We start from the raw sequence: 22,132 nt of genomic DNA, 5'->3' as shown, positions 1-22,132 counted from the left end.
GACTTTACTATCACTAACATACTGGCAAACCCAACATCGTTGTGAATTTAAAAATGATTCGAAATTTATTTTTATTGTTCTGTTTTTCATTGTAATATTTTTTGCCACGGATTTCACCGATTAAACGGATTTCAATTGTTGCTTCCTAGGTTTAAATTCTTTTGCAACCTCAGCAATTAATTTGATGTGTTCTGGCGTTGTTCCGCAACAGCCACCTATAATATTTACTAAATTTTCCTGTAAATATTCCCGAATTAATTGTTGCATTTCTTCAGGCGTTTGGTCATATTGTCCAAATGCATTTGGTAAACCAGCATTTGGATGTGCTGAAATATTCAACGAGGTATTATTTCCCAATGCTTTTAAATACGGTTTCAATTGGTCAGCCCCTAAAGCGCAATTAAACCCAACACTTAACAATGGAATATGTGAAATCGAAATCAAAAAAGCTTCCACTGTTTGTCCCGATAATGTTCTTCCAGAAGCATCGGTAATAGTACCTGAAACCATCACTGGAATATCGATATTGCGTTCTTCTTTTACTTCTTCAATTGCAAACAAAGCCGCTTTTGCATTGAGCGTATCGAAAATTGTTTCTACCAAAAGTAAATCGCAACCACCATCAATTAAAGCTTCAACTTGTTGTTTGTAAGCGATTTTTAAATCGTCAAAACTCACCGCACGGAATCCTGGGTCATTTACATCAGGTGACATAGATGCCGTTCTGTTGGTTGGACCTATGGAACCTGCTACAAATCTTGGCTTATCTGTGAATTCATCTGCCACTTCACGAGCGATTTTTGCTGATTGAAAATTAAGTTCGTAAACTAAGTCTTCTAAATAATAATCTGCCATTCCAATAGTTGTTCCCGAAAAAGTATTGGTTTCTACAATATCAGCACCTGCTTCAAAATAAGCACGATGTACTGATTTTACAGCTTCTGGTTGGGTAATGGAAAGCAAATCGTTGTTTCCTTTTAATGGATGCGGAAAATCTTTGAAGCGCTCGCCTCTGAAATCTTCTTCTTCGAATTTATAACGTTGCAACATCGTTCCCATGGCTCCATCGAGTACGAGAATTCGTTTTTTGATTTCTTCTTGAATTTTTGACATATTATCTTTTAACCGAAAAGCTCGCAAAGATATTTCGCAAGGTTCGCAATGCTTTAATTTATTAATATGTTATCAAGAAATTGGAAAGAATTTCCTAAGGTTATCTTTTTCCGATAAATATCGGAATAGAATGTAGCACCTTCTACAAGAGTAGGGTTGCTAAGCTTTCAATGGGTCTATTCCCTCCAGCTTTCGTGATAACAAACTCTATGTTTATGAACATTGCAAATGTAGTGACAAAATTGAAATAATGAAATATTTTCTAAAATTTAATTAAAAAAATATTATTTATAGATTTATATTCCTAATTAACACTTTTAAACAGAATATAAATCTATAAAATAATTTAAAAACTTTTATTCTAACGCTTGTTTCAAGTCGTTAATTACATCATTAACTAATTAAAAAAACACAAACAACAACTTAACCGCACTTCAAATAACTGATTAAAAAAAGTAGAACTTTGTTATCTTAGACTGAATTTATAAGCACTACTTTGTTAAAAGATGTAGGGCATTTTAAAATAGTGACAAAAAGAATTGATTTTCTTATTTATCACAAAACTTATTTGTTTTATTTGATAAATTCATTTTACATAAAACAAATTCCTAACCAAAATTTATTTAAAACCCCATTTAATTGTATTTCCAAAATGAATAAAATAAAAAAAGGCAACAATCATTTGTAATTCAATTTCATTTCATACATTTGCAAACAAAAACAAAGAGGAAAAATTTGAACTGATTGCAACCTCATTAAAAAAATGCTAAAGCAGTATTCCTTACTCCTTTACGCAATTTGCAATCTTCGTTTTTTTCTCGCTTAATTTATAATAAATTTAATTATGGCTTATTTATTTACGTCAGAATCAGTGAGTGAAGGACATCCTGACAAAGTTGCGGATCAAATTTCAGACGCATTAATTGATAACTTTTTAGCATTTGACCCTGAGTCAAAAGTAGCTTGTGAAACATTGGTTACTACAGGTCAGGTGATTTTAGCTGGAGAAGTAAAATCAAACACTTACTTAGATGTACAAACTATCGCAAGAGATGTAATCAAAAAAATTGGTTACACAAAAAGCGAATACATGTTTGAAGCAAATTCTTGTGGTGTTTTATCAGCAATTCACGAACAATCTGCCGATATTAACCAAGGTGTTGACAGAGCAAGCAAAGAAGAGCAAGGCGCTGGTGACCAAGGAATGATGTTTGGTTACGCTACCAATGAAACTGCAGAGTTCATGCCGTTAGCATTAAAACTATCTCATCAATTATTACAAGATTTAGCTGATTTAAGAAGAGAAAACAACGAAATCACTTACTTACGTCCAGACGCTAAATCGCAAGTTACTTTAGAATATTCTGATGATAATAAACCGGTTCGTATTGATGCTATTGTAGTTTCAACTCAACACGATGATTTTGCTGATGAACCAACGATGTTAGCAAAAATCAAAAAAGACATTATTGAGATTTTGATTCCAAGAGTAATTGCTAAAAATCCTCAATATGCTCATTTATTTAATGATGCTATTAAATACCACATTAACCCAACAGGAAAATTCGTAATTGGAGGACCTCACGGCGACACTGGTTTAACAGGTAGAAAAATTATCGTTGATACTTACGGTGGAAAAGGAGCTCACGGTGGTGGTGCATTCTCAGGAAAAGACCCATCTAAAGTAGACCGTTCTGCGGCTTATGCTACACGTCATATTGCTAAAAACTTAGTTGCAGCTGGTGTAGCAGATGAAATTTTAGTACAAGTTTCTTATGCGATTGGAGTTGCTGAGCCAACATCAATCAACGTAAACACTTACGGAACTGCAAAAGTAAATTTAACTGACGGGGAAATCAGCAAAGTAGTAGAAAGCATTTTTGATATGCGTCCGTACTTTATTGAACAACGTTTGAAATTAAGAAATCCAATCTACAGCGAAACTGCTGCTTACGGACACATGGGAAGAACCCCAGAAACTGTAACCAAAACGTTTTCTGCTCCAGGTGGTTTAACAAAAACTGTTTCTGTTGAATTATTTACTTGGGAAAAATTAGATTTTGTTGATCAAGTAAAAGCTGCTTTTAAAATATAAGAAATCCTTTCTTTAATAAAAAAACCATTCGCATTAACGAATGGTTTTTTTATCTCTATACTCGAAAGAACTACAATGTATATTTTAAACTTAAAATTACATATCGAGGTTGCACTCTGTAACTCGAAAAACTACTTGTTCCACCTAATTGACTAAAACTATTTGTATCTAAAGATTTTGTATCTAATAAGTTTGTTCCCGAAAGTTTCCATTCCCATTTACTACCTTTCTTTTGATACAATAAACTTGCCGTTAAGAAATCATATTCACTATCAATAGTTTTTGCTTTGTTTCTATTGTGAAAATAAGAATATTCCGAAACGAATGAAAAGGCATCAAGAAAGAAATATTCTAACGTAACCGTTGGGCTATCTATGTAAATAACATCCGAAAAGTTATCGTTAATTGAAAAATTATAACCCAATGTTAAGTTAGGCAACGTTTTATAATTAGTAGAAAAACTTAAATTATAACTCTGAGAATACGATTCAATGGTTTGTAGTTCTGTTGGATTATTATTTGGATTCGCATCTCCATCTGGATAAACACGAATATTATTCGATTTAGACCAGTTAAATCCTGCTCTAAAATTTGCTTTATAATACCTTGCAAACGAACGACCATAATTTCCACTAGCTGAAAAAGTTTCATCTGGAAAATTAGAATTCATGTTTTCTGATGATGAAATTTGGTTTACACCAAACAACAAAGCTCTATTTTTAATTGTTTCTAATTCTCTTGAATATCTTATATAAGCAGAAATATTCTCAAAATTGAACATATTATATTTAAAATAACGCAACGAATGTACTTGAGAAGTTGAATTTTCTAAGAATCTATTCCCACTAAACAAACTGTTATAACTTGAAAACACATAACCTTGGGCCAATTTATTAATATCGGTAAAATTGTTGGTTAACGAATAATTATACGTTAAAGTTTCAGATTTTTTTATTTGCCACAACGCATAAATATCAGGTAAAACCTTATTGAATGATTGCTTGTTTGATGTTCCAAGTTGCTCATCATTCATATTATACTGATGCACACTAAATCCGGGATTAAAAGTAAAATTACCGGTCATGAATTTATAATGAACTCCTAAAAACACATCATTAAAAGCATAATCCACATTGTTAACAACAGTTGGATCTGTTAAATTATTTTGATTACCATTGTCTAAAATTTGAAAAATAGAAGAATCAAAATTTTGATATGAATACGTATTTCCTAATGTTAAATTGATATTGCTTTTTGGCGTCAACATATAATAATAATCAAACTTTGAATCTACTTTATTAGTTTGCACAAAACGATTTTGAGTGATATCATCTCTAATTCCAATTCCTTCATTTATATAACCTGTTAATAAAGGCGCAAAAGGTAAAGTTTCTAAATTAGCATTGTAGAATGGATCTTCATTTTGATATAAATGTTGCATTTCAAATGCAAAAACATGCTTATCATTTAAAGTGTAATAATAATTTAAATTCTGATTGATTGAAAAAGGATTTTGTTCTTTTCCTGTATAAATATCAGACAACAAACTAGAAAAAACATTCGTATTTTCTTTTTGATCAGAAAATTTCACCAAGGCATCATAATCAAAATGGGCTTTTTCAGAAGGAATATAACTAGAACTTAACTTTAGTAAAACTTGCTTACTGTCTTGTTTCGTGTAATCTTCCCTTGTTTCAGAAATAGTTTCGGTTGAACCATCAGGCAAATTATCTATACGATTAGAAATTGTTCTGTTTTCAATTTCTGTCTTGTTTCCTAATAAAATTCCAAAACCACTCAAAGTCCATGCTTTTGAAGGATTGAAACTAAAATTTGCTGCTCCAAATGTAGATTCAATATTTGCTGCTTGATTGTTACGAAGTCCCATAATTCCTAAATCGTTAGATGCCACATTGAAAGAAGAACCTCCTTTACGCATCATATTTTTGAAACCTCCAGTAAACTTGAAATAATCTTGAGCCGTTAATGGTAATTCCCCAATATTATTCACATTAGCAATTACATTTAAACTGTATTTTGGACTATAGAAAAACAATTTCGGATTGACAATAAATCGGGTATCTTCCATTCCTACTCCAATTCCGGCTGTCATATCCCCAAACCAGAAGTTCTTTTTCCCTTCTTTTAGTTTGATGTTTATTGCAATGCTTTCCTCGTTATTTTCTAATCCTTTTAAATTAGAAACTTCATTATAATTTCGTAAAACTTGGATTTTATCTAACGCATCCGCCGGAATGTTTTTAGTAGCTAATTTGGTATCGCCATCGAAGAAATCTTTTCCTTCCACCATTACTTTCTGGACTTTTTTACCTTCCACTTCAATTTCCCCGTCTTTATTTACTTCAACACCTGGGAGTTTTTTAAGAACATCTTCCAACTTTCGTTCAGTTCCATTTGTAAAAGAATCGGAATTGTAAATAATGGTATCTCCCGAAACACTCACTGGCATTTCGTGTACAATTTCTACTTCATTTAATTGAGTTCCTTCTTTTAAAACTACAGGAAAATTCATGTTAGTAGTTCCAGTAGTAACGGCTTTTTCAAAAGTTTGAAACCCTATATAACTTACCTTAAGCGTATAGTCTGTGCTAGGCTTAAGGTTTAGTGTGAATTTTCCCGTTTCATTAGTAATAGCATAAGCATCCATTGCTTTGGTTTGCTTGTTAATCGCCATAATATTGGCCATTTCTAAACCAACTCCTGTTGTATCTTTAACAGTTCCTTCGAAACGAATATTTTGAGAAAAGGCACTCGAAACAAGTGCCATCATCAATAATAAGAATATTTTTTTCATATGATTTTATTAGAAAATTAACGTCCACCACCCATTCTAAATCCACCTCTTTGACCGCCTGGACCTGAATTCATTTCACGCATTTCTTCCATTTTCTTTTTAACAATTTCGTCGTATTCTTTTTGGGTTACTTCTTTTCCTTTAGAAGCAGGTTTTATTTCTACTTTATCTTTAGAATTCAATACTAATTTTGAACATAAAATTACTGTTTTACCATCATTAACTTCTAAAATCAAACCTGGTAACCCCCAATAATTTTCTGGCCCTTGATTTACTGGAATTTCTGGACAATACCATGCTGTAATTGTATTTTCTTTTGGCATTTCCCAATCATCTGTAAAATTTGTTTTCTTAGCTTTCGCTGTATCTTTAACTGTTTCCGCTTTTTTATCGCCATCTTTAGCGTTGTTATTGTTTCTAAATCTAAAATTTCTAAAATCAGACTCACTTACTTTAACAACAGCCGTTGCTTTAAAACAAAAATAATCACCAATTTGTTTAGATTCGCTTCCTAAAACCCATTCATAATTTGGTAATGAATCTTTAATTAAAAATTCCTTTCCAAAAAATTCTTTATCCACAATGAATTGTTTGGTTTTTGCATTTTTATAATGCGTTCCACCACCGCCCATCATAGACATCATCATTCTTCCACCACCTTGTTGTCCACCAGGAGCATCTAGTTTTTCTTCTTCTTTGTATATTGAAGCTGATTTATCAAAGTTTAAAACAAATGTTCTCTCAAACATTTTTTTCATACGTTCTTCTATTTGTTTTTGCATTTCAGGAGTCATATCTCTATTCCCACTCATGCCTTTCATAAAATCGGCAGTACTAGTTTTAGATTCGTAAACAGCCATTCCTTGAAAATTCTGTGCATTTACAAGCCCAGAAACCATAAAAACCGATGCAATAATAAATTTTTTCATTCTTTACAGATATTACGTGTGTATATATAGACTACTAATCGTGTGTTTTGTTACAAAATTTAACAACTATTTTGTTTTTAGTAGTATATTAGACCCTAATTTATTGAAATAGTTTAACGAATGTCTAATAAAAAACTCTTGTTCATAACCCTTTTAATTTTTCATTGTCTAACAGTGAGTAGTCAGGGAATTATTTCTGCCACAAAATTAGAAACGGTAAAAATAGAAGGTGATGCTTTTTTAGGCTTTGACAACCAACTGAATTACTTCAGCGTTAGAAATAATATTTTAATCAAAAACAGTTCATCAACAAAGTATCAATACAATAATTTAGGATTAGGAAAAATTTATCGAGTAGACTTCCAAAATCCATTACAAATTTTGATTTTTTATAAAAATTTTAATTCGGTTGTACTTTTAGACAATCAGTTAAACGAAATCAAAAAAATAGATTTCAATTTAAAAGCTATTCCAGTTACCATTGAAGCCGTTGCATTGTCATCTCAAAATCAAATTTGGATTTATGATAGCATTTCGTCAAAAATTGGATTGTACAATGTAAATTCCGATGCTTTTAAATGGATTTCTACTATGCTTGAAAATCCGATTTTATATTACGAATCTGATTACACTCATTTTTATTGGATTGACACTAACTTGAATCAGTATCGCATTTCTATTTATGGAACGATTGAAAAATATGGATTACTAAAAAAATTTGATGCTGTACAATTGACAAAAAACGGTAATTATATTTTTCAATCTGAACAAGAATTATATTATTATGATTTAAAATTGAACAGAAGTAGTAAAATTGCAATTGATGAAAAAATCATTTCAAAATTTTTCTTTAGAGATGGAATTTTGTCTATTTTTACCCAAAATGAAATTACTAATTACAAAATAATTTTACCATAATGCACATAGCAGTAGCAGGAAACATTGGAGCAGGAAAAACGACATTAACTCGATTATTAGCCAAACATTTTAAATGGGAACCCCATTTTGAAGATGTTGTAGATAATCCGTATTTGGATGATTTTTACCACCAAATGGAGCGTTGGAGTTTTAACCTTCAAATTTATTTCTTAAACAGTCGTTTTCGTCAAGTATTGCAAATACGCGAAAGTGGTAAAAACATTATTCAAGACCGAACCATTTATGAAGATGCACATATTTTTGCACCTAATCTTCATGCCATGGGATTGATGTCAAATAGAGATTTTAATAATTACACTTCGCTTTTCGAATTGATGGAAAGTTTAGTGGGTTCGCCAGACTTATTGATTTATTTAAGAAGCTCGATTCCAAATTTAGTAAGCCAAATTCACAAAAGAGGAAGAGATTACGAAAACTCAATTTCAATTGATTATTTAAGTCGTTTGAACGAAAGATACGAAGCATGGATTCAAACGTATGATAAAGGAAAATTAGTCATTATTGATGTAGATAATATTGATTTTGTAAACAATCCAGAAGATTTAGGAACCATCATTAATAGAATTGATGCCGAATTAAACGGATTATTTTAGATAAATAAAACGCCTCATTGAGGCGTTTTTTATTTCATTGTATCAAACAACGATTTCACTTTAATGTTATCAGTTGGTCGATCGGTTTTAATTATTTTAGGAATTCCAGGAATCAAATCAAAATAGTTATCATTAAAAAAATGACCATCTGCCTGCAAATACACATTTTTAGCAAAAGTATTTGTTTTAACTTCAATAAGTGTTTCACCCACAATTTTCACTTCAATAGTTGGTTGTTCTAGTTGTAATTCTTTTGGTTTTACAAAATAATGATATGCTACTGTATTTTTATGATTACCACTAAATTCAATCTGTAATACTGTTTTTTCTTTTACAAATTTTGGTAATTCTGCATAAGAAATCTGCATACAGGTTGTGTTTTTTTCAACATCTAAAACACATTCTTTAGAAGCAGTCCAAAGTTCTTTCCCAGAAAAATCAATTAATTTTACCGTAACTATACCAGCTTTTACTTCCAAGTTATCATTAAATCCAATAATTGAAAGTCCATCTGTTTTTTCTGATACTGTTAAAAAAATAGGCGCAAAACTTTCTTTGACTTGGTAATGAGCCGCTTTCCAATTTCCATAATAATCCAACGAACTCCATGATGTAACTGGCCAACAATCGTTAAATTGCCAATACAAAGTACCCATACAATAAGGTTTTGCCATGCGGTGAGCTTCAATAGCGATTTTCATTCCACGAGCTTGTAACAATTGCGAAACATATAGATAGTTTTCAAAATCTTTTGGCACTACATAATAGCGCTCCATGTATTCGTTGATGGTTTCAAAACCTGTTGGATGTTTTTGATGGTTTTTGAAAGCTTCGGAAGTAAAATTCAAATCTTCTTTACGCATTACTTTTTGCAAGGTTTCTAAATTTGGCATGCCTTGAAAACCATATTCACTCATAAAACGTCCTACTTTTTTCTCATAAATTTCAAACGGTTCTTTTCCCCACCAAACGCCCCAATAGTGCGAATCGCCTTGCAGCAAACTTTCTTTCCTTCCCCAACCAATCGATGGCGAAGACGACCAATAAATATTTTTTTCTTTCGGAAGTAAACTGTCTAAAGTCTTTGGAATCATTTCATGAAATACTTTTTTGTAATCGTTCCAAATTTGAGTCGAATCCGATTTGGAATAGTTGAATTGTTTTTGCCAACCCCAATTGTGCCAACCTTCATCATTTTCATTATTACCGCACCAAATGGCAATACTTGAATGATTTTGCAAGCGATTTACGTTATCAATTACTTCTTGTTTTACATTTTCAACAAATTTTTCATCGCCCGGATACATCGAACAAGCAAACATAAAATCTTGCCAAACTAAAATTCCGTTGGCATCGCAAGCCTCATAAAACGCATCATCAAAATAAACGCCGCCGCCCCAAACACGCAACATATTCATATTCGCTTTTTTGGCATTTTCAACTAAAGAAAAATAAGTAGCATCAGAAACTCGAGGTAAAAAATTATCAGGTGGAACCACATTAGCCCCTTTCATAAAAACCGATTTTCCGTTTAATTTAAAGTAAAAACTTTTTCCAACTTGGTCTTTTTCCTGAATTAATTCGATAGTTCGCAAGCCAATATTCAGTTTTTTCGAATCCAAAAACTGCTTTTTCTGACTAATTTCAATAGTAAAAGGATACAAATTCGCATCCCCTAATCCGTTACACCACCACAATTTTGGATTCGCAATTTCATATTGCATTTTGATTTTATTCTTTCCTTTTTTAAGATTGAAATTTTCCGATTTTTCATTGATTTTTACCTGAATTGTTTTTACTTCAGCGACATAAATTTCGGTTGTGAATTCTAAAATCGCTTTTTTGTCATTCAGTTCTATTTGGCTGTATTTTATATTCTCAATTTTAGCCGAATTCCAAAATTTCAATTGCACTTTCTTCCAAATTCCTGCCGTAACGAAACGAGGTCCCCAATCCCAACCGAATTGATATTGCGCTTTTCGAACAAAAACACGTTCTTTTTCAGGTAAGATATAAGATAACTTTGAAGCTTCCTCTTTTCCTTTTTGAACCGCCGAATGAAACACAACTTTTAAATGATTGGTTCCAATTTTCAAATGTGATTTAGAAGAAATGATCCATTTTCGGAACATATTATCCGCTTCTAAAACTAGTTCTCCATTCAAATAAACCGATGCATAAGTGTCCAAACCCTCAAATTCCAAATCGATATATGGATTTTTTAGTTCCGATTCTGATAGTATAAAATGTGTTTCATATTCCCAATTTTCATTTTCAATCCATTGCAATTGCTTTTCATTAGCTCCAAAAAACGGATCAGGAATTAATTGGTTTTGAAATAAATCGGTGTGAACGGTTCCAGGAATGGTTGCCTTGTGTTTTTTTGCTTCGTTTTGCTTGTTGAATGTCCATTTTTCAGTTGACAAATTGCGATAGGAAGTTTGTCCAAAAACGGAATAGCAGAAGAAAATTAGAAATAATGTTATTTTTTTAAACATATTAGTCATATAAGTTTTGAGAGTGAAAGTGTCAAATCAAAGAAGTTCATTTAATATTGGATTTTATTCTTTAGTTGTATTATTTCCTCTGAACTAGCAATTTCGCTTCCATCTGTAATAGCGGATGAATGATACCAATTGGCATTTACCATTTCGTCTAATGCTGAAATATTGATTGAACGCAATCCACCACCAGGCATAATTTCGATGCGATTATTGGCTTGATTGACTAATCGTTTCAAAACTTCTTTTCCTTCCATGACGTTTGGAAAAGTTCCAGAAGTTAAAATCGTTGAAAATCGACATGAAATAACATCTTCTAAAGCTTTTTTTATATCTGAAACCTCATCAAATGCTCTGTGAAATGTGCAAGGAAATGGTTTCGCTAATTCAACTAAGGCTTTATTTTGTTCGATATTAATCGTATTATCATCCTTCAAAATCCCAAAAACAAATCCGTTGACTCCAAGTTTTTTGATGGTTTCGATTTCCGATTTCATTTGTTCAAATTCTGCTTCTGAGTAAACGAAATTTCCTCCTCTTGAACGAATCATTACATATAAATCGATATTCAAATGTTCGCGAGCTTGCTTTATTCTTTCAATTGTTGGAGTAGTTCCACCAACCAACATATCAGCACATAATTCCACTCTATCTGCTCCAGCATTTTGTGCTATTAGAGCAGATTCAAGGTTAAAACAAGCGATTTCTATTTTTTTATTTTGGAACATAAGTCATGAATATTAGCCACGGATTACACAAATTCTCACGGATTAAATAATCCTTAAAATCCTTTAATCTGTGGCGAAAAATTATTTCAAAAAGTAATTCGCATCGATTAATTTATTTCCTGTTGCATCGTGAACGGCATAATTGAAACCACCTTGCACGCAATAAGAACCATATTCTCCTTTTTTATTCAAAGCGATGAAACCAACTTGAATGCCTTTTAGATTTTTTCCTCGATTTTGCGTCAGTTTTACAATTCGCATCACCGCTTCTTCACAAGCCTTTTGTGGCGATTTTCCTTGACGCATTAATTCAACTACCAAATGACAACCTGTAATTCGGATTACTTCTTCTCCGTGACCTGTTGCTGTTGCGGCTCCAATTTCGTTATCTACATATAAACCAGCACCAATAATTGGGGAATCTCCTACTCGTCCGTGCATTTTAAATGCCATACCACTTGTAGTACATGCTCCTGATAAATTGCCTTGCGAGTCTAAAGCAATCATTCCTATAGTGTCGTGGTTTTCAATATTTGCTTTTGGTAAATATTCACTGGTTTTTAGCCATTCCTTCCATTCTTTTTCGGAAGCTTCTACTAACAAATTCTCTTTTTTGAATCCTTGTGTGATGGCAAACTGCAAAGCACCTTCGCCAACCAACATCACATGAGGCGTTTTTTCCATCACCATTCTTGCTACGGAAATAGGATGTTTGATGTGTTCCAAACAAGCTACCGAACCAATATTTGAAAATTCGTCCATAATACAAGCATCTAAGGTTACGCGACCATCTCTATCAGGGCGACCGCCGTAACCTACACTTCTCTCATTTGGATCGCCTTCTGGAATTTTCACTCCTGCTTCCACGGCATCTAAAGCGCGACCTTTATTTTTAAGCACTTCCCAAGCGGCTTCATTGGCTTGTAAACCAAAATTCCATGTAGAAAGTACAATGGGTTTGTTAGTTTTTCCTGAATTGATATCGATTTCAGTTTCCTCAGATTTTCGATTGAAAGCCTGAAACGCCACTCCAGCAGTTGCTAAAGCGGTTGTTTTTAAAAAATTTCTTCTGTTTGTCATTATTCTACACTTATTTCATCTACAAATAACCAACTGTTGGAACCTGCACCGGGTTTTCCTTCTGCAATGATTCCGTTGTTTTCTGCTATGACTTTTATAAATTGAACATTTTGTTTATCGAATTTAACTACGATTTTTCCTTTATTTTCAAAAATTTCTTTAGAAGAAACAATTGTGATTGGAATATAATTTTCATCATCTTTTGAAACTAAAATTTCGATGCTTTTTGGATAATAAATCCAACTTCCTACTGACGAAAGTGTGTTTATGCTGATTTTTGAAATCGTTTCTGATTTCCCTAAATCGATGGTAGCATTCATGTCTTTTCCCCAAAAGCCTAACCAATCTCTTCCAAATTTAGAAGTATTTCCTTTCATGCCATCGACTAAAGTAAAAGAGCCACCAATTCCATAATTTTCGTGTGGTTGATATATCAATTCTATCTTTTTACCCGTTGATTTTGTGATGAAAAATGGTTGTTCGATGTTGGCACTTTTAGCTTTACCATTCTCGAAGTAAGCCGCTTTTATGGTTTGATTTGAAGTTACTAAAATTGGTTTTTCATAAGACATCGAATTAGCATTGGGTTCCGAACCATCAGTAGTAAATTTAATTCCGTTTGGATTTACTGATTTTAATTCGAAAGCCACACCGTTTTCAGCAGGTTGTACTTTGGAAGTTACTTCAAAAATGGCTTTGCTATAATTGATTCCTTTTTTATCATAGATTTCAAAATGTGAAATCAATCTTTTTTCGAATTCTTTGTATTCTTTTGGATTGGACGTTCCCCATAATACTTCTGAAAGTGCAGCTATTCTTGGGAAAACCATATATTCAACATGTTTTGGTGTATTGATATATTCTGTCCAAAGATTGGCTTGAGCTCCTAGAATATATTTCGATTCTTCTACTGAAAGTTCCTTTGGAATTGGATTAAAAGAATACACTTTTTCTACGTTTGTATAACCTCCAAAAGCAATCGGTTCGTTTTTGGGTTCGCCTTGATAATGATCAAAATAACAATGTGAACCTGGTGACATGACTACGAAATGTTTTTGTTTGGCTGCTGCAATTCCACCTTCTGTGCCGCGCCAACTCATAACGGCTGCGTTAGGAGCTAATCCACCTTCGAGAATTTCGTCCCAACCGATTATTTTTCGACCTTTACTATTAATAAATTTTTCGATTCTTTGGATGAAATAACTTTGTAATTCATGTTCGTCTTTTAGACGTTCCTCTTTGATTCTTTTTTGACAATGTGGACAGCTTTTCCAGCGTACTTTTGGAGATTCATCACCACCAATATGAATGTATTCGGAAGGAAATAACTCAATTACTTCTGTCAAAATATTTTCTAAAAACGTAAAGGTTTCGTCTTTAGGGCAAAAAACATCTTCTAAAACGCCCCAAGTTTTTCCCACTTCAAAAGGTCCGCCTGTACAAGAAAATTCAGGATAAGAAGCTAAAGCTGCTAAAGCATGACCAGGCATTTCAATTTCTGGAACAATGGTGATGTGGCGTTCTTTGGCGTAAGCTACAATTTCTTTGATTTCTTTTTGGGTATAAAATCCGCCATAGCGAATATCGTCGAAAGTTTGGTCGGTGTAATGCCCAATCATGGAGTTATTTCGCCAGGCACCAACTTCGGTTAATTTTGGATATTTTTTGATTTCGATGCGCCAACCTTGGTCATCTGTCAAATGCCAATGAAAGGTATTCATTTTATACATTGCTAAATAATCAATGTATTTTTTGATAAAATCTTTTGGAAAGAAATGACGAGAAACATCTAAATGCATGCCGCGCCATTGGAATTTTGCATAATCTTGAAGTTGCAGGCAAGGAATTTTAATAATTTGATTTTTTTCTGCAGGTATTATTTGTAAAAGACTTTGAATAGCATAAAAAATTCCTTCTGAACTATTTGCGTTTATTTCGATTTGAGTTTCATCTATTTTAATTTCATATTGACTTTTAACTCTTGTAGAGATTGTATCAATGTATCTTAAATTTAAAATAATCTTAGATGTTGCTTGTGACTTACTTTTGGAATGTAATTTTAGCCCTGTTTGATTTAGAATAGAATTTTGTAAATATTGAATTTCAAAACTATCCATTTCATTCGACTCAATCTCTGTATTTTTTGATAGTTTGAAATAGTTATTTTTAATTTTTAAAAATTCAGGTTTTGGAATAATTGAGATTGTTTGTTGCCCAAAAGTCCAACCAAATGTAAAAAGAAGAAAATAAAATAAATTTTTCATTCGTTATGTTTGTTTGGCTAAAATTAAATAAAAAAACCGCACATTGCTGTGCGGTTTTCATTATTTCTATTGAAAAAGATTATTTTTCTAGTTCAGCAATTTTTGCATCTACTTCTAAATCGTCTCCTTCAAAAACTTTTTCTTCTTTAACTTCTTTACCATCTACTTTTTTGGTTAAAGTAACCGTTGCTTTCACTTTTCCATCAGCATCTTTTACTTTTTTAACTTCTATATTAATAATTTCTTGATGGTCATCGTGGTTGCAATTAGGTCCGTGAACGTGAGCTGCATCACCGATGTATTTTCCATTTTCATCGTATTGTGACATGCATTTTTCTTTACATTCGTCAGAACATCCGTTTGCTTCACACATTTTTGCACATTCATCTTTTGTCATAGTAGCACATTCAGATAAATCACATTTTCCTTCTGTACAAACCATTTCTTTTTTATCTCCAGAACAACATGCACCTTTTTCAGTTGTTGCACCGTGACCTCCTAAGATTGGAGCAATTACTAATCCAATTAAACAAGTTAATTTGATTAAGATATTCATTGATGGTCCAGAAGTATCTTTAAATGGATCCCCAACAGTATCTCCAGTTACAGCAGCTTTGTGTGCATCAGAACCTTTGAAAGTCATTTCTCCATTAATTTCAACACCTGCTTCGAAAGATTTTTTAGCATTATCCCAAGCACCACCAGCGTTGTTTTGGAACACAGCCCAAAGTACACCTGAAACAGTAACTCCAGCCATATAACCACCTAACATTTCAGCGATTAATTGATTATTATCTGCATAAACTAATTTACCTAATAATACAATTGCTATTGGGAAACCAATGGTTAAAATACCTGGTAACATCATTTCGCGTAAAGCTGCTTTTGTAGAAATTTCAACGCATTTACCATATTCTGGTTTACCTGTACCTTCCATAATTCCTGGAATCTCTTTGAACTGACGACGTACTTCGTACACCATATCCATTGCTGCTTTTCCTACTGAATTCATTGCTAATGCAGAGAACACTACAGGAATCATTCCTCCAACAAATAACATTGCTAATACTGGAGCTTTGAAAATATTAATACCATCAATTCCAGTGAAAGTTACATAAGCTGCGAATAATGCTAACGAAGTTAATGCAGCAGAAGCGATTGCAAAACCTTTTCCAGTTGCAGCGGTTGTGTTACCTACTGAATCTAAAATATCTGTTCTTGTACGAACTTCTTTTGGTAATTCGCTCATTTCAGCGATTCCACCAGCGTTATCAGAAATTGGTCCGAAAGCGTCAATTGCTAATTGCATAGCTGTTGTAGCCATCATTGCAGATGCAGCTAAAGCTACTCCATAAAAACCTGCTAAAGCATAAGTTGACCAAATTGCCGCAGCAAATAAAATCACTGTTGGGAAAGTAGAAATCATACCTGTTGCTAAACCAGCAATTACGTTAGTTCCAGCTCCAGTTGATGATTTTTGTACGATTGCCAAAACTGGTTTTGTACCTAATCCTGTATAATATTCAGTTACTGATGAAATTGCTCCACCAACAAATAACCCAATTAATGTTGCATAAAACACACGCATAGCTGAAATTTCTTGAAGTCCTTCGCCAAAGAATTCCATTGACATTACTTCAGGAAGCATGTATTTTACTAAGAAAAAACATGAAATAGCCGTTAATGCAATTGAAACCCAGTTTCCGATGTTTAATGCTTTTTGAACTTGTGCTTCTTTTGCATCATCGCTTGAAATTTTAACTAACATTGTTCCAATGATAGAAAATAAAATTCCAAAACCTGCGATTGCCATTGGTAATAAAATTGGTCCGATTCCACCGAAAGCATCTTCAATTTTACCACCCATATCTTTAATTACATAATTTCCTAATACCATTGCTGCTAAAACAGTTGCTACATAAGAACCGAATAAATCGGCACCCATACCTGCAACGTCTCCAACGTTATCACCTACGTTATCTGCAATTGTAGCAGGATTACGTGGATCGTCTTCTGGAATTCCAGCTTCTACTTTTCCTACTAAGTCAGCACCTACATCGGCTGCTTTTGTATAAATACCTCCCCCTACACGAGCAAATAATGCAATAGATTCAGCACCTAAAGAGAATCCCGCTAATGTTTCTAAAACGATAGTCATTTGGTCTGTTGAAGTCCAAACACCACCCATAAAATAATTATAAAAGAAAATAAAGAAACCTGTTAATCCTAGAACAGCTAATCCTGCAACGCCCAATCCCATTACGGTACCTCCACCAAAAGAAACTTTTAATGCTTGAGGTAAGCTAGTTCGAGCTGCTTGCGTAGTTCTTACATTTGTTTTTGTGGCGATTTTCATCCCCATATTACCTGCTAATGCAGAAAAAATAGCTCCAAAGATAAAAGCTACTACAATTAAAATACTTGTTGTTTCAACAACTTGAGAAACGGCGGCTAAGACAATACTTGCGCCAATTACAAAAAATGTTAATAATCTATATTCTGCTTTTAAGAAAGCTAAAGCACCTTCGTAGATGTAATCTGAAATTTCTTTCATTTTACCATCTCCGGCATCTTGTTTTAATACCCATGCTCGTTTAGCCCACATAAATAGTAAGCCAATAACTGCCATAACTATTGGCACATAAATCATCATTGATTCCATAAAAAGTTTATTTGGTTTTGTTTGTTAATTATATTCTAATTTTAACAAAAATAAACAAAAAAGGCAATATTCATAGAAAATATTGCCTTTTTTAATTGATAATTAGAAATTTATTTAATGCTAAATAATCCTTCTGGTTTGTTTTCTATTTCTTCAAAACGTTTTGTACATTTCATTAAAATTTCTTTTGCTTCATTTACATCTCCCCAACCTTCTACATCAACTTTTTTGTTTTCCAAATCTTTATAGACTTGAAAGAAGTGCTCGATTTCTTTAATTAAGTGAGGATTTACATCACTTAAATCGTTTAATTTATTCCAAATTGGATCAGAAACTGGTACGCAAATCACCTTTTCATCTGGTCCTTTATCATCTGCCATGTGGAAAACACCAATTGGTTTTACTTCCATAACGCAGCCGGGAAAAGTTGGCTCATTAATTAAGACTAAAACATCTAATGGATCCCCATCTAATGCTAAAGTTTCTGGAATAAATCCGTAATCTGCTGGATACATCATTGACGAAAATAACATTCTGTCAAAACGCATTCTTTTTAATTCAAAATCGTATTCGTATTTGTTTCTACTTCCTCTTGGAATCTCAATCAATACATCAAATGTAGTAATTTTATCTGCTGTCATTTACTTATGTTTTTTAAACGGGTGCAAATTTACCATTATAAAACATGAGAAACAAAAGAGTTTTGCAAAAAAAGTATAGGTTTTAGAAATAGAATCCAAAAGAAGCTCTAATAGCAAATTTTCGAGCATCTGGCATTTCCAAATAGCTTCCTCTCCAGGCAAAATCTACTCGTAACACTTTAAAGATATTTCCCACTCCTGCATGATACTCCCAATAAACATCTTCAGGTGCGGTATAGGTTAGACCAGAAGCATTTAATAATCTATTTTCATCAGAAACTCTACCATAAACACCTTTAATTCCAATGATTTCGCGTAAGTTTAATTTTCGCAAGAGTGGAACCCTTGAGAACAATCTTCCATTAAAATGATGTTCAAAATGCAATGACGCATATTCATCTGCCACAAAATCGTAGTAATTTAATAAATTATAAGTGTTTTCAATGACAAACCACGATTGATTTCCTGGAATTATCCCCATTAAACCTAACGGTACTTCGCCAAATATTTTTCCAGTTTCGAAAGTGGTAAACAAACGACCAAAACCACCAATTAATGCAGGCTGGCGGTAATACAATTGCAACTTTTGATAATTAAAATCGCTATTTAAAACCCCTTTTATTCCGTTGCTATAACTGACAAAAAATCGTGCATAATTAAAATCAACGTCCATACGATCTACACCATAACCCACCGTTTTTCGGTTTGGAGTATACTCGGCAACTAAATTAATTTCTGATTGTTTTACATCACTTTTTATTACTGTTTGAGTTAAATCGGTATAATAATCTAAACTAAATTCGCTTGATGCTGATTTTAAAGTTCTATATGTAAAATTCGTTTGAAAAGTAAAATTCTTTACCAGCTCAATTTCAAATCCTAAAGTAGTAAGATTCACAGAAGTTAATTGGTTATTTACCCCACTTGCAAAAAGTGCCGATGATGCAAAACTTCTGCCTAATACATCGTTAGACGTTGTTAAACTCACTCCCATTTGTTCAACATCACGACGATTTCCAACAGATAAAATTATTCTTTTATTTGGGTTGACCATCCATCGTCCTGAAATCCCATATTTGAATTGATTATCTTTAAATCCATATGCGGTGTAGCCTTGAATACGCCAAGTATCATTAGAACCAAAATATGTTCTACCTCCGGCTCTTATTCGTTGCCCTTCAACATCATTAAACCCAAAAGTTGAAAATATAGGTCCGTAATCCATTTTCCATTTAGGAATTTCAATATAACCACTTCCTAAAATTGAAGCTAAGTTATAAATACGTTTAAATCGAGGCACTTCTTTTAAAGTGTCTAACATTTTATAAATACCCGCTTCGTTTTTATTTAATGCTTCAAACCTGTTTTCTTCCCAATATTCATCTGGCTTATTGAATACGGCATTGTCGTAAAAATTGACTTCTTCTTTATAGAATTTATCGTCTTTTTTGACATCAAATTTATGGTTTTTTGCTAGTGTAGTTCTTTTTCCATATACTCCTTTTGATTCTTCCTTTTTAGAAAAACTAAAATCAGACATCATGTAATCTCGTTTTAGCAAGAACACAGAATCGTTCATTACTTCATACTCTTGTTCAATATAAATTTCTTTTACCCAGTTAATATTTGCGCTTTTACTGGCTTCAAGATTGATTTTTTTAATTGCAAAAGTGGTGTCATTTACCCAAAAATCTCCTTTAAATGTCAATTCGTTTTTACGTCTAGGATAATATACAATATTATAACACCATTTGTTATCAATAAACATACTATCATTTAACACATAATTATAGACATTAATTCCTGTTCTAGACAATGGACTCACGAAATCTTTATCAAAAAACTTTAGATAATTATCGTAAATATCAAATTCAGCATATAAATCTTTGATAAAGGTATTTACGCCATCTCCCGAGCCAAATCCGGAATTTTTATTGGCTTTAGTAATTTCTTTTGTCTTTTTAGCTTCATTATCACCATATACCTCGCTCAAGGTTTCATTTATAAAAATAGGTAAATAGGTTTTTCCTGAAATATTTGAAGTGTCAATTTGATTAAAAATAAATTCCATTCCTTTAAACACTTTACTATTCATGAAAGCAGAATCGATGGTATTTAAGTCAAATTCAACTTTTTCATACTTATCATATTCATATTGCTTGAACATTTTAAGACCATTCTTACGTCTACGTTCCCATATTTTACGTAAAATGTCTAGTGCTGGATTATTCTTCTTTGAAGTTTTTCCTGTATAAATTACTACTTCTTTAAGCTCTGTTCCTGACTTTAATTGTATTTTTAAACCCGTATTTAATCCTGGTTTTAGAGCAATTTCTTTCTTATCGAATCCTACATAGGAAACCACTAGTGTAGAATAATTTTCTTTAGACTCAAAATAGAAATTCCCATTTTCATCTGTAATAACTCCTTCTTTTGAGTTTTTAAAAATAACATTTGCGAAAGCAATGGGTTCGTTAAACTCATCCGTTACTTTACCACCCACTTTAGTTTGCCCCAAAAGGACTGAGCTTACAAATAAAAATAATAATACAATTTTTGTCTTCATAGGAAAAAAAAACTTCATCAGAAAAACACTGATGAAGTTTCAAATATAATAAGTTAATTGTTACTTATACAAAACTTTTTTTACAGCTTTAATAACATCTTGTGCATTTGGCAACCATTCTTTTAATAAAGTTGGCGAATACGGCGCCGGAGTATCTGCAGTTGTAATTCTTTGAACTGGAGCGTCTAAGTAATCAAATGCTTTTTCTTGCACCATATAAGTTATCTCAGAAGCAACTGAAGCAAATGGCCAAGCTTCTTCTAATACTACTAATCTGTTTGTTTTTTTAACTGAATTTAAAATCGTGTCGTAATCCATAGGACGAACCGTTCTTAAATCGATAATTTCACAAGAAATATTTTCTTTTGCTAATTCATCAGCAGCCAAGAAAGCTTCTTTAATAATTTTACCGAAAGAAACAATTGTTACATCAGTTCCTTCTCTTTTAATATCAGCAACACCTAATGGAATAGTATATTCTCCTTCAGGCACTTCACCTTTATCACCATACATTTGCTCTGATTCCATGAAAATAACTGGATCATTATCACGAATAGCTGATTTCAACAATCCTTTAGCATCATAAACAGTTGAAGGAACTACAACTTTTAACCCTGGTGTGTTTGCAAACCAGTTTTCAAAAGCCTGAGAGTGAGTTGCTCCTAATTGCCCTGCAGAAGCTGTTGGACCTCTAAATACCATAGGCATTGGAAATTGTCCAGCAGACATTTGACGCATTTTTGCTGCGTTATTGATAATTTGATCAATTCCTACTAATGAGAAGTTGAACGTCATGAATTCTACAATAGGACGATTCCCATTCATAGCCGAACCTACAGCAATTCCTGCAAATCCTAACTCTGCAATAGGTGTATCAATTACACGTTTAGGGCCAAATTCATCTAGCATCCCTTTTGAAGCCTTGTAAGCTCCATTATATTCTGCTACTTCTTCACCCATTAAATATATTGATTCATCGCGACGCATTTCTTCGCTCATCGCTTCACAAATAGCTTCTCTAAATTGTATCGTTCTCATGAAAGTAATTTCTTTGAATTATGATTGGCAAAAGTAAGAAAAATATAATTATTACTAATCGATTAAAAAAAAAATGGCACTTCTTTCTACTAAAACGTTTTAGCGTTAAATATATTCAACAAAACCACAAAACACGACTTTGCAATTAAACTATTCACAAAAAAAAGC

General features: G+C 32.7%; 14 protein-coding genes and 1 riboswitch. Of the genes, 3 read left to right on the top strand and 11 right to left on the bottom strand.

All coding sequences use genetic code 11. The annotated features are described in order from the left end of the window. Positions 1 to 120: 120 nt before the first annotated feature. Complete coding sequence (locus RSE15_RS10160; protein ID WP_324068219.1) at positions 121 to 1,113, bottom strand: homocysteine S-methyltransferase family protein; 993 nt, start codon at positions 1,111 to 1,113, stop codon at positions 121 to 123. Between the two features lie 97 nt (positions 1,114 to 1,210). Continuing rightward, positions 1,211 to 1,317, bottom strand: a riboswitch (SAM riboswitch). Between the two features lie 640 nt (positions 1,318 to 1,957). On the opposite strand from RSE15_RS10160, the gene metK reads away from it, so the two are divergent. Further along, a complete protein-coding gene (metK, locus tag RSE15_RS10155) occupies positions 1,958 to 3,208 on the top strand; it encodes a methionine adenosyltransferase (protein WP_008254742.1) in 1,251 nt (416 codons plus the stop codon). 70 nt (positions 3,209 to 3,278) lie between these two features. Here metK and RSE15_RS10150 read toward each other — a convergent pair whose 3' ends face one another. Continuing rightward, positions 3,279 to 6,023: a carboxypeptidase regulatory-like domain-containing protein gene (locus RSE15_RS10150; protein ID WP_324068215.1), complete on the bottom strand. Its 2,745-nt coding sequence runs from the start codon at positions 6,021 to 6,023 to the stop codon at positions 3,279 to 3,281. A gap of 17 nt (positions 6,024 to 6,040) precedes the next feature. After that, positions 6,041 to 6,952, bottom strand: a complete 912-nt coding sequence (locus RSE15_RS10145) for a GLPGLI family protein (protein ID WP_324068213.1) — start codon at positions 6,950 to 6,952, stop codon at positions 6,041 to 6,043. A gap of 174 nt (positions 6,953 to 7,126) precedes the next feature. Between RSE15_RS10145 and RSE15_RS10140 the strand changes: the two genes are divergently transcribed. After that, positions 7,127 to 7,870 carry a hypothetical protein gene (locus RSE15_RS10140; RefSeq protein WP_324068212.1) on the top strand — a complete coding sequence of 248 codons (744 nt, stop codon included), beginning with the start codon at positions 7,127 to 7,129 and terminating at the stop codon, positions 7,868 to 7,870. Beyond that, positions 7,870 to 8,484 carry a deoxynucleoside kinase gene (locus tag RSE15_RS10135; RefSeq protein WP_324068210.1) on the top strand — a complete coding sequence of 205 codons (615 nt, stop codon included), beginning with the start codon at positions 7,870 to 7,872 and terminating at the stop codon, positions 8,482 to 8,484. The genes RSE15_RS10140 and RSE15_RS10135 overlap by 1 nt, the downstream gene beginning before the upstream one ends. A gap of 29 nt (positions 8,485 to 8,513) precedes the next feature. Here the strand turns inward: RSE15_RS10135 and RSE15_RS10130 are convergent, their stop codons facing one another. The 8 genes from RSE15_RS10130 to RSE15_RS10095 all read right to left on the bottom strand — a co-directional run bounded on the left by RSE15_RS10130 (position 8,514) and on the right by RSE15_RS10095 (position 21,973). Continuing rightward, the gene (locus RSE15_RS10130; protein WP_324068208.1) at positions 8,514 to 10,982 is read right to left on the bottom strand and encodes a beta-mannosidase; all 2,469 of its coding nucleotides are present in this window, start codon (positions 10,980 to 10,982) and stop codon (positions 8,514 to 8,516) included. 50 nt (positions 10,983 to 11,032) lie between these two features. Next, entirely contained in the window at positions 11,033 to 11,713 is a 681-nt protein-coding gene (locus tag RSE15_RS10125) for a copper homeostasis protein CutC (RefSeq protein WP_324068207.1), read from the bottom strand. A gap of 81 nt (positions 11,714 to 11,794) precedes the next feature. Further along, a complete protein-coding gene (locus RSE15_RS10120) occupies positions 11,795 to 12,793 on the bottom strand; it encodes an isoaspartyl peptidase/L-asparaginase (RefSeq protein WP_324068205.1) in 999 nt (332 codons plus the stop codon). Continuing rightward, positions 12,793 to 15,057: a glycoside hydrolase family 20 protein gene (locus RSE15_RS10115; protein WP_324068202.1), complete on the bottom strand. Its 2,265-nt coding sequence runs from the start codon at positions 15,055 to 15,057 to the stop codon at positions 12,793 to 12,795. Before RSE15_RS10115 ends, RSE15_RS10120 begins: the two co-directional genes overlap by 1 nt. Before the next feature lie 79 nt (positions 15,058 to 15,136). Beyond that, on the bottom strand, positions 15,137 to 17,719 hold the full coding sequence (locus tag RSE15_RS10110; RefSeq protein ID WP_324068200.1) for a sodium-translocating pyrophosphatase: 2,583 nt from the start codon (positions 17,717 to 17,719) through the stop codon (positions 15,137 to 15,139). A gap of 110 nt (positions 17,720 to 17,829) precedes the next feature. Then, the gene (locus RSE15_RS10105) at positions 17,830 to 18,360 is read right to left on the bottom strand and encodes an inorganic diphosphatase (RefSeq protein WP_324068198.1); all 531 of its coding nucleotides are present in this window, start codon (positions 18,358 to 18,360) and stop codon (positions 17,830 to 17,832) included. 82 nt (positions 18,361 to 18,442) lie between these two features. Next, on the bottom strand, positions 18,443 to 20,926 hold the full coding sequence (locus tag RSE15_RS10100) for a DUF5686 and carboxypeptidase-like regulatory domain-containing protein (RefSeq protein WP_324068196.1): 2,484 nt from the start codon (positions 20,924 to 20,926) through the stop codon (positions 18,443 to 18,445). A gap of 60 nt (positions 20,927 to 20,986) precedes the next feature. Continuing rightward, positions 20,987 to 21,973, bottom strand: coding sequence for a pyruvate dehydrogenase complex E1 component subunit beta (locus RSE15_RS10095; protein WP_324070451.1), 987 nt, complete (start codon positions 21,971 to 21,973; stop codon positions 20,987 to 20,989). Between the last annotated feature and the right edge of the window lie 159 nt (positions 21,974 to 22,132).

Source organism: Flavobacterium sp. (genome assembly GCF_035195345.1).
In the GTDB taxonomy this organism is placed as follows: domain Bacteria; phylum Bacteroidota; class Bacteroidia; order Flavobacteriales; family Flavobacteriaceae; genus Flavobacterium.
Note: the sequence above shows the minus strand (reverse complement) of the source record. Positions and strands in the feature narration are given on the sequence as shown.